Raw genomic sequence first — 8523 nt, forward strand, 5'->3', positions numbered from 1 at the left:
GTTCGCGCTGACCGGCGCGCAGCAGCGCGTGGTCAGGGAGATCGCCGCCGACATGGGCGCGCCGCACCCGATGCACCGGCTGTTGCAGGGCGACGTCGGCAGCGGCAAGACCATCGTCGCCGCGCTGGCCGCCTGCCAGGCGATCGACGCCGGCTACCAGGCCGCGCTGATGGCGCCGACCGAGATCCTGGCCGAGCAGCACTACCGCAAGCTGTCGGGCTGGCTGGCGCCGTTGGGCGTCGAGGTGGTGTGGCTGGCCGGCAGCCTGAAGCGCACGGAAAAGCGCGAGGCCGTGGCGCGGGTCGAATCGGGCCAGGCGCAACTGGCGATCGGCACCCATGCGCTGATCCAGGACGCGGTGCGCTTCGCCAGGCTGGGCCTGTCGGTCGTCGACGAGCAGCATCGCTTCGGCGTGGCGCAGCGGCTGGCGCTGCGCGGCAAGGCCGACGGCGTGGAAGGGCCGGACCAGCACGGCGCCGCGACTGCGCAACAGTCCGACGAGCCCGCCACGGTACCGCACCAGCTGATGATGTCGGCCACGCCGATCCCGCGCACGCTGGCGATGACCTATTACGCCGACCTCGACGTCTCGGTGATCGACGAACTGCCGCCCGGCCGCAGTCCGGTGGTCACGCGGCTGGTCAACGACGCCCGCCGCGACGAGGTGATCGAGCGCGTGCACCACGCCGCCGCCCAGGGCCGGCAGGTCTACTGGGTCTGCCCGCTGATCGAGGAGAGCGAGGCGCTGCAGCTGCAGACCGCGCAGGAAACCTTCGAGACGCTGGCCGCCGCCTTGCCGGACCTGAAGGTCGGGCTGGTCCATGGCCGGCTGCCGCCGGCCGAGAAGGCCGCGGTGATGGACGCGTTCTCGGCCAACCGTCTGCAGGTACTGGTCGCTACCACGGTGATCGAGGTCGGCGTCGACGTGCCCAATGCCTCGCTGATGGTGATCGAGCATGCCGAGCGCTTCGGCCTCGCGCAGTTGCACCAGCTGCGCGGCCGCGTCGGCCGGGGCAGCGCCGAGTCGGTCTGCCTGCTGATGTACCAGGCGCCGCTGTCGCCCACCGCCAAGCAGCGGCTGGCGACGATGCGCGAGACCACCGACGGCTTCGAGATCGCGCGGCGCGACCTGCAGATCCGCGGGCCGGGCGAATTCCTCGGGGCGCGCCAGTCCGGCGAGGCGATGCTGCGCTTCGCCGACCTCGAGACCGACGCCTGGCTGGTCGAACCGGCGCAGCAGGCCGCCGAGCTGCTGCTGGGCCGCTACCCGGAGGCGGCGCAGGCGCACCTGTCGCGCTGGCTCGGTGGGCGGGAGCACTTTCTGAAGGCTTGAAATCGCCTGCGGCGGCCCCCGGCGGGGCGTCGCAGGCAAGAGCAGCCGGCGCCGCTTTGCCGCGCGGCTCTGACAGAACCTCGATTCGAAGGTAAAATCTATCGCTTCCGAAAAGCGATAATTTGCGAAGCACTTCTGTCACGTGCTTTCGCGGCGATTCGAACGTCCCGCCGGCCGCACCGGTCCGCCGGGACACGTCCGGCAACGTACAGCAACGTCTGGCAATCTCGCGAGAATCGCCCGCTCCACCGCAACCGTCCCAAGCCGATACGACATGACGCTGACCGAACTGAAGTACATCGTTGCCGTCGCGCGAGAGCGCCATTTCGGCCGCGCCGCCGAGGCTTGCTTCGTGTCGCAGCCGACGCTGTCGGTGGCGATCAAGAAGCTGGAAGACGAGCTGAACGTGCAGATCTTCGAGCGCGGTACCTCCGAGGTGTCGGTGACCGCGGTCGGCGAGCAGATCGTCGCGCAGGCGCAGCGGGTGCTGGAGCAGACCATGGCGATCCGCGAGATCGCCAAGCAGGGCAAGGATCCGCTGGCCGGACCGCTGCGGGTCGGCGTGATCTACACGATCGGGCCGTACCTGTTGCCGGCGCTGGTCAAGCAGATGATCCAGACCGTCCCGCAGATGCCGCTGATGCTGCAGGAGAACTACACGGTCAAGCTGATCGAGCTGCTCAAGCAGGGCGAGATCGACTGCGCGATCATGGCCGAGCCGTTCCCCGACTCGGGCCTGACGGTGCGGCCGCTGTACGACGAGCCCTTCGTCGTCGCGGTGCCGCGCGGCCATCAGCTGGAAAAGGCCGAGCACGTCGCGCCCGACGAACTGAAGCAGCAGACCATGCTGCTGCTGGGCAGCGGCCACTGCTTCCGCGACCATGTGCTGGGCGTCTGCCCGGAGCTGTCGCGCTTCTCGCAGGCGGCCGACGGCATCCAGAAGACCTTCGAGGGCTCGTCGCTCGAGACCATCCGCCATATGGTCGCCAGCGGCGTCGGCATTACCGTGCTGCCGCGTACCTCGGTGCCGGACCTGCAGGCCGGCAACGATCTGCTGTCCTACGTGCCGTTCGCCGAGCCGGTGCCCGATCGCCGCGTCGTGCTGGCCTGGCGCAAGAGCTTCACCCGGCTGCCGGCGATGGAAGCGCTGTGCGCGGCGGTCGCGGCCTGCGATCTGCCGGGCGTGCGCAAGCTGACGCCGGACGCGCTGGCCAAGGCGGCCTGACCCTTTCCCATCCCGCTGCATCCACGGTCGTCCCCGCGCAGGCGGGGACCGCATTGCCTTGCAAAGGCGCTGTTAGCTTTACGCTATATCATAGTTTTAAATAATTAAATTCTCATACCAATAGGTGATTGTTAAACTCCTTCCATCGACGCACGATACCGCTCGCAGAAGGAGTCAGCATGAACCGCAATCGTCCCTTGTCGTTGCCCGCCCCGGGCGCCGTCTGGCGCGACCTGCGCCGTCAGCTGACCGACTGCCTGGCCTGTTTCGCCACCGTCTATTGACGGCCGGCGAACGCGGCGTCACGGCGGCATCGCAAACGGCGCGTAGTCTCGCGCGCGTTGGCGCAGCCGTTTTGCGCAGCCGTTCCGCGTACCCCCCGTATCTCCGTAATCCCCGTATCCCCACCAGCAGAGGTCACGATGAGCAAGGACAAGGACATCCTCACCACCGCCGCCGGCGCGCCGGTCGCCGACAACCAGAATTCGCTGACCGCCGGCGTGCGCGGTCCGATGCTGCTGCAGGACGTCTGGTTCCTGGAGAAGCTCGCCCACTTCGACCGCGAAGTCATTCCCGAGCGCCGCGTGCATGCCAAGGGCTCGGGCGCCCACGGCACCTTCACGGTGACGCACGACATCACGCAGTACACCAAAGCCTCGATCTTCGCCGAGGTCGGCAAGCAGACCCCGCTGTTCCTGCGCTTCTCGACGGTGGCCGGCGAGCGCGGCGCCGCCGATGCCGAGCGCGACGTGCGCGGCTTCTCGGTCAAGTTCTATACCGACGAGGGCAACTGGGACGTGGTCGGCAACAACACGCCGGTGTTCTTCGTCCGCGATCCGCTGAAATTCCCCGACTTCATCCACACGCAGAAGCGCAATCCGCGCACCAATCTGCGTGACCCGATCGCGGTCTGGGACTTCTGGTCGCGCCATCCGGAATCGCTGCACCAGGTCACCATCCTGATGAGCGATCGCGGCCTGCCGCAGAACTACCGGCAGATGCACGGCTTCGGCTCGCACACCTACTCGTTCATCAACGCCGCCGGCGAGCGCTTCTGGGTCAAGTTCCACTTCAAGTCGCAGCAGGGCATCGCCAACTGGACCAACGAGGAAGCGGCGAAGGTCGTGGCCGGCGACCGCGAGAGCGCGCAGCGCGACCTGTACGAACACATCGAGCAGGGCAATTTCCCGCGCTGGAAGCTGCAGGTACAGATCATGCCGGAGGCCGACGCGGCGACCTATCGGATCAATCCGTTCGACCTGACCAAGGTCTGGCCGCATGCCGACTACCCGCTGATCGACGTCGGCGTGCTGGAACTGAACCGCAACCCGGACAATTACTTCGCCGAGGTCGAGCAGGTCGCGATGAACCCGTCCAACATCGTGCCTGGCATCGGTTTCTCGCCGGACCGGATGCTGCAAGGGCGGCTGTTCTCGTACGGCGACACGCAGCGCTACCGGCTCGGCGTCAATCACCACCAGATCCCGGTCAACGCGCCGAAATGCCCGTTCCACAACAGCTTCCACCGGGACGGCGCGATGCGCGTCGACGGCAACCAGGGCAGCAAGCTGAACTACGAGCCGAACCGGCAGGGCGCCTTCGCGGCCGGCGAGCGCGCGGTCGAGCCGCCGCTGGCGGTCGGCGCGGTGGCGGACCGCTTCGATCACCGGGCGGACGACGACGATTACTACAGCCAGCCGCGCGCGCTGTTCCAGCTGTTCGACGAAGGCCAGCGCCAACGGCTGTTCGGCAATATCGCGGCGGCGATGCAGGGCGTGCCGGCCGACATCGTGCAGGTCCAGCTCGCGCACTTCCGCAAGATCGACCCGGCCTACGCGCAGGGGGTGGAGCAGGCGCTGAACGTACGTTGACGATCGTCGCATGGCGCCCAGCCGGTGCGTGCGGGTTTGTCCGCATTCGCCGCGGGATGCCATAATGCGATGCCGGGCCGCAGGCGGAGATTCCGCACGCGGCCCCGTCGCATTTTTCCGCAGTTTGTCGTGGCCACATCAGAACGGAGCGTATCGATCATGGCGAAGAAGAACGAGATGAGTGTGAACATCGGGATTTCGGACAAGGACCGCAAGAAGATCGCCGAGGGCCTGTCCAAGCTGCTCGCGGACACCTACACGCTTTATCTGAAGACGCACAACTTCCACTGGAACGTCACCGGCCCGATGTTCAACACGCTGCATCTGATGTTCGAAACGCAGTACAACGAACTGGCGCTGGCGGTCGATTCGATCGCCGAACGCATCCGCGCGCTGGGCTATCCGGCACCGGGCACCTACAAGGAATACGCGCGGCTGTCGTCGATCCAGGAGGAAGAGGGCGTGCCCGAGGCCACCGAGATGATCCGCAAGCTGGTCGAGGGCCAGGAGGCCGTGGTGCGCACCGCGCGCTCGATCTTCCCGCTGGTCGAGGCCGCCGCCGACGAGCCGTCGGCCGACCTGCTGACCCAGCGCATGCAGACCCACGAAAAGACCGCGTGGATGCTGCGCTCGATGCTGGCCTGAACGGGCCGGTGTCGTGACGATGCGCCGCCGATGCCGGCGGCGTATCGTTTCAGGTTGCAGCAGGGGCCTCGCCAGGGGCAATCGAACCTGACGGCAACCGCTGGGCTTCATTCTCGATCCCGCTTCCTGCCCGTCCGCCCGTGCCGCTGTCCCCCTCCCACCGCCCGACCCCGATGCTCGAACGTCTCGCCCTGTACGCGCGCCTGGTGCGCATCGACAAGCCGATCGGCACGCTGCTGTTGCTGTGGCCGACCTTGTGGGCGCTGTGGATGGCCGCCGGCGGCCCGCCGCCGTGGCCGATCTTCTGGATCTTCGTGGTGGGCACCTTCCTGATGCGCTCGGCCGGCTGCGCGATGAACGACTGGGCCGACCGGGATTTCGACAAGCATGTGAAGCGCACCCGCGAGCGGCCGCTGACCGCCGGGCGCATCCAGCCCTGGGAGGCGCTGGCGGTCGCGGGCACGCTGGCCGTGCTGGCCTTTCTGCTGATCCTGCCGCTCAACGAGCTGACCAAGTGGCTGTCGGTGGTCGCGGTGATCGTTGCGGCGACCTATCCGTTCTTCAAGCGCTTCTTCGCGATTCCGCAGGCCTATCTGGGCATCGCGTTCGGCTTCGGCATCCCGATGGCGTTCGCCGCGGTGCAGGAGCAGGTGCCGCCGGTGGCCTGGCTGATGCTGCTCGCCAATGTGTTCTGGTCGGTCGCCTACGACACCGCCTACGCGATGGTCGATCGCGACGACGACCTGCTGATCGGCATGAAGACCTCGGCGATCACGTTCGGACGCTTCGATGTCGCGGCGATCATGATCTGTTACGCGGGCTTCCTGGCGCTGATGGCGCTGGCCGGCAGCATGCTCGGGCTGGGCTGGCCGTACTGGCTCGGCCTGGCGGCCGCCGCCGTCACCGCGCTGTATCACTACACGCTGATCCGCGGGCGCGACCGCATGCAGTGCTTCGCGGCATTCCGGCACAACAACTGGCTGGGCGCCTGGGTGTTCGCCGGTACCGCGCTGGCCTACGCACTGCGGTAGAGCCTGTCGTTCCCGCGCAGGCGGGAACCCAGCGACTCCCAAGGGGGGCGGCTGAAAGCCGCTGGGTCCCCGCCTGCGCGGGGACCACAGCGATCTTGGCGCTGGCTCCGGACTCAACCTTCCTTGCCGAATTCCTCGCCCATCTGCGCGCCGCGCGCCGCCGCGGCGTGGACCGCCTTGACGAAGGCATCGCCGACGCCCGATTGCTCCAGCACCGTCAGCGCCGCGTAGGTCGTGCCGCCCTTGGACGTCACGCGCTCGCGCAGCGTGGCCACCGGCTCGCTCGACTGCGCGGCCAGCGCGGCCGCGCCGCGGAACGTCTCGATCGCCAGCTGGCGGCCCTGCGCCGCGGTCAGCCCCAGTTCGGTGGCCGCGCGCTCCATCGCCTCGATCACGTAGAACACATAGGCCGGACCGCTGCCCGAGACCGCGGTGACCGCATCCATCTGCGCATCGTTGTCGAGCCAGACGCACTGGCCGACCGCCTCGGCCAGCGCGGTGGCGATCGCGCGGTCCTCGGCCGACAGGCTGGCCGGCGCGCTCAAGCCCGTCATGCCCTTGCCGGCCAGCGCCGGCGTATTCGGCATCGAGCGCACCACGCGCGCATGACCGCCGAGCCAGCGCTGGATGTCCTGCAGGCGGATGCCGGCGGCCACGCTGATCACCAGGCCGCGGCTGCCGGCGGTGCGCAGATGCGGCAGCAGCTGTTCGGCCGCCTCGCGGAACTGCTGCGGCTTGGTCGCCATCACGATCACGTCGCTGCCGGCGAGTTCGACGTCGGGCGTCTCGACGGTATGCACGCGCTGCTCGCGCGCCAGCCGCTCGCGTGCCGGCGCATACGGGTCGGCGACGCGGATCGAGGTCGGCGGCACGCCGCGGGCGATCAGGCCGCCGATCAGCGCGGTGGCAAGGTTGCCGCCGCCGACGAAGCCGAAGGTCAGGGTGGTGAGCATGGGTGGGTCTCGCTGTGAGTCTGGATGTGGGGTTCGGAAGATGGGCAGAGAGGTGCCCGCCAGGTTCAAGCCAGGTTCAGGCCGGACGCGGACGCGAGCCGAAGATCGCGGTGCCGACGCGCACGATGGTCGCGCCCTCGGCCACCGCCGCCTCGAGGTCGCCGGACATGCCCATCGACAGCGTGTCGACCGCGAGGCCATCCTCGCGCAGCGTGGCCAGCAGCGCGCGCAGCGCGGCGAATGGGCGGCGCTGCGCCGCGATGTCTTCCTCCGGCTCGGGAATCGCCATCAGCCCGCGCAGATGCAGATTGGGCAGGGGCGCGATCGCGCGGGCAAGAGGCAGCACGTCGGCCGGCGCCACGCCGCTTTTGCTGGCCTCGCCGCTGATATTGACCTGGATGCAGACCTGCAGCGGCCCCATCGAGGCCGGGCGCTGCGCCGACAGCCGCTCGGCGATGCGCAGCCGGTCGACCGAATGGACCCAGTCGAAGTGCTCGGCCACCGCACGCGTCTTGTTGCTTTGCAGCGGGCCGATGAAGTGCCACGACAGCTGCTCGCGCAACGATGCCAGCGCGGCGATCTTGTCCAGGCCTTCCTGCACGTAGTTCTCGCCGAAGGCCCGCTGGCCCGCGTCGAAGGCCTCGCGCACGGCCCCCGGCGGGAAGGTCTTGGACACCGCCAGCAGCGATACGTCGCCGGCCGATCGGCCCGCCTCGAGTTCGGCGGCGGCAAGGCGCCGGCGCACGGCTTGCAGATTCGCGGCTATGACCGACATGATTCGGCAAACATCTAAAGAAACGGTTGGCAACTAGGGGTAGGCCATTATAGTGTTTGCTCCCGATCCAATCGCCGACAGGAACACGCCATGGACAACGTCTATCAGTTCACCGCCGAATCGCTGGCCGGCCAACCGGTCTCGCTATCGCAGTTCGAGGGCAAGGTTCTGCTGATCGTCAATACCGCCAGCGAATGCGGTTTCACGCCGCAGTACGCCGGGCTGCAGCGGCTGCACGAGCGCCATGCGGGCCGCGGCTTCGCGGTGCTGGGCTTCCCCTGCAACCAGTTCGGCAAGCAGGAGCCCGGCGATGCGCAGCAGATCGGCCAGTTCTGCGAATCGCGCTTCCAGGTCAGCTTTCCGATGTTCGCCAAGATCGATGTCAACGGCGCCAACGCGCATCCGCTGTATCGCTGGCTGACCGGGCAAAAGCCGGGGCTGCTCGGCATTGAGGCGATCAAGTGGAACTTCACCAAGTTCCTGCTGCGCCGCGACGGCACGGTGTACAAGCGCTATGCGCCGACCACCAAGCCGGAGGACATCGAGGCCGACATCGAGACGCTGCTGGCCGAGCCGGCGCACTGAGCCAGCGCACCGAGGCGGCGCCGGCCGTCGCCAGCGGCCGCTCAGTCCTGCGGCGGCCCCGCCGGCGGTTGGGTTTCGCGGTCGCGCAGCAGCCGCTCGAGCAGC

At 68.2% G+C, this 8523-nt stretch carries 8 protein-coding genes; 6 read left to right on the forward strand and 2 right to left on the reverse strand.

Annotation, left to right across the window (positions count from 1 at the left end; translation table 11 throughout):
- From B551_RS09155 to ubiA, 5 genes are all read left to right on the forward strand, one after another.
- A partial coding sequence (locus B551_RS09155) for an ATP-dependent DNA helicase RecG (protein ID WP_023263942.1) occupies positions 1-1333 on the forward strand: 1333 nt, incomplete at its 5' end.
- 274 nt (positions 1334-1607) lie between these two features.
- On the forward strand, positions 1608-2558 hold the full coding sequence (locus tag B551_RS09160) for a LysR substrate-binding domain-containing protein (protein WP_006577620.1): 951 nt from the start codon (positions 1608-1610) through the stop codon (positions 2556-2558).
- Between the two features lie 422 nt (positions 2559-2980).
- Positions 2981-4429 carry a catalase gene (locus tag B551_RS09165; RefSeq protein ID WP_023263944.1) on the forward strand — a complete coding sequence of 483 codons (1449 nt, stop codon included), beginning with the start codon at positions 2981-2983 and terminating at the stop codon, positions 4427-4429.
- 159 nt (positions 4430-4588) lie between these two features.
- Positions 4589-5074, forward strand: coding sequence for a Dps family protein (locus tag B551_RS09170; RefSeq protein WP_006577618.1), 486 nt, complete (start codon positions 4589-4591; stop codon positions 5072-5074).
- Positions 5075-5247: 173 nt separating this feature from the next.
- Positions 5248-6105, forward strand: a complete 858-nt coding sequence (ubiA, locus tag B551_RS09175; RefSeq protein ID WP_006577617.1) for a 4-hydroxybenzoate octaprenyltransferase — start codon at positions 5248-5250, stop codon at positions 6103-6105.
- Between the two features lie 113 nt (positions 6106-6218).
- Here ubiA and proC read toward each other — a convergent pair whose 3' ends face one another.
- On the reverse strand, positions 6219-7058 hold the full coding sequence (gene proC, locus B551_RS09180) for a pyrroline-5-carboxylate reductase (RefSeq protein WP_023263945.1): 840 nt from the start codon (positions 7056-7058) through the stop codon (positions 6219-6221).
- A 76-nt stretch (positions 7059-7134) separates the two neighbouring features.
- Positions 7135-7833: a YggS family pyridoxal phosphate-dependent enzyme gene (locus tag B551_RS09185; protein WP_023263946.1), complete on the reverse strand. Its 699-nt coding sequence runs from the start codon at positions 7831-7833 to the stop codon at positions 7135-7137.
- 90 nt (positions 7834-7923) lie between these two features.
- On the opposite strand from B551_RS09185, the gene B551_RS09190 reads away from it, so the two are divergent.
- Positions 7924-8418 (forward strand): glutathione peroxidase, encoded by a 495-nt coding sequence (locus B551_RS09190; RefSeq protein ID WP_006580237.1) that lies wholly within the window; start codon positions 7924-7926, stop codon positions 8416-8418.
- Positions 8419-8523: the final 105 nt, after the last annotated feature.

The organism is Cupriavidus sp. HPC(L), from assembly GCF_000307735.3.
GTDB lineage: Bacteria > Pseudomonadota > Gammaproteobacteria > Burkholderiales > Burkholderiaceae > Cupriavidus.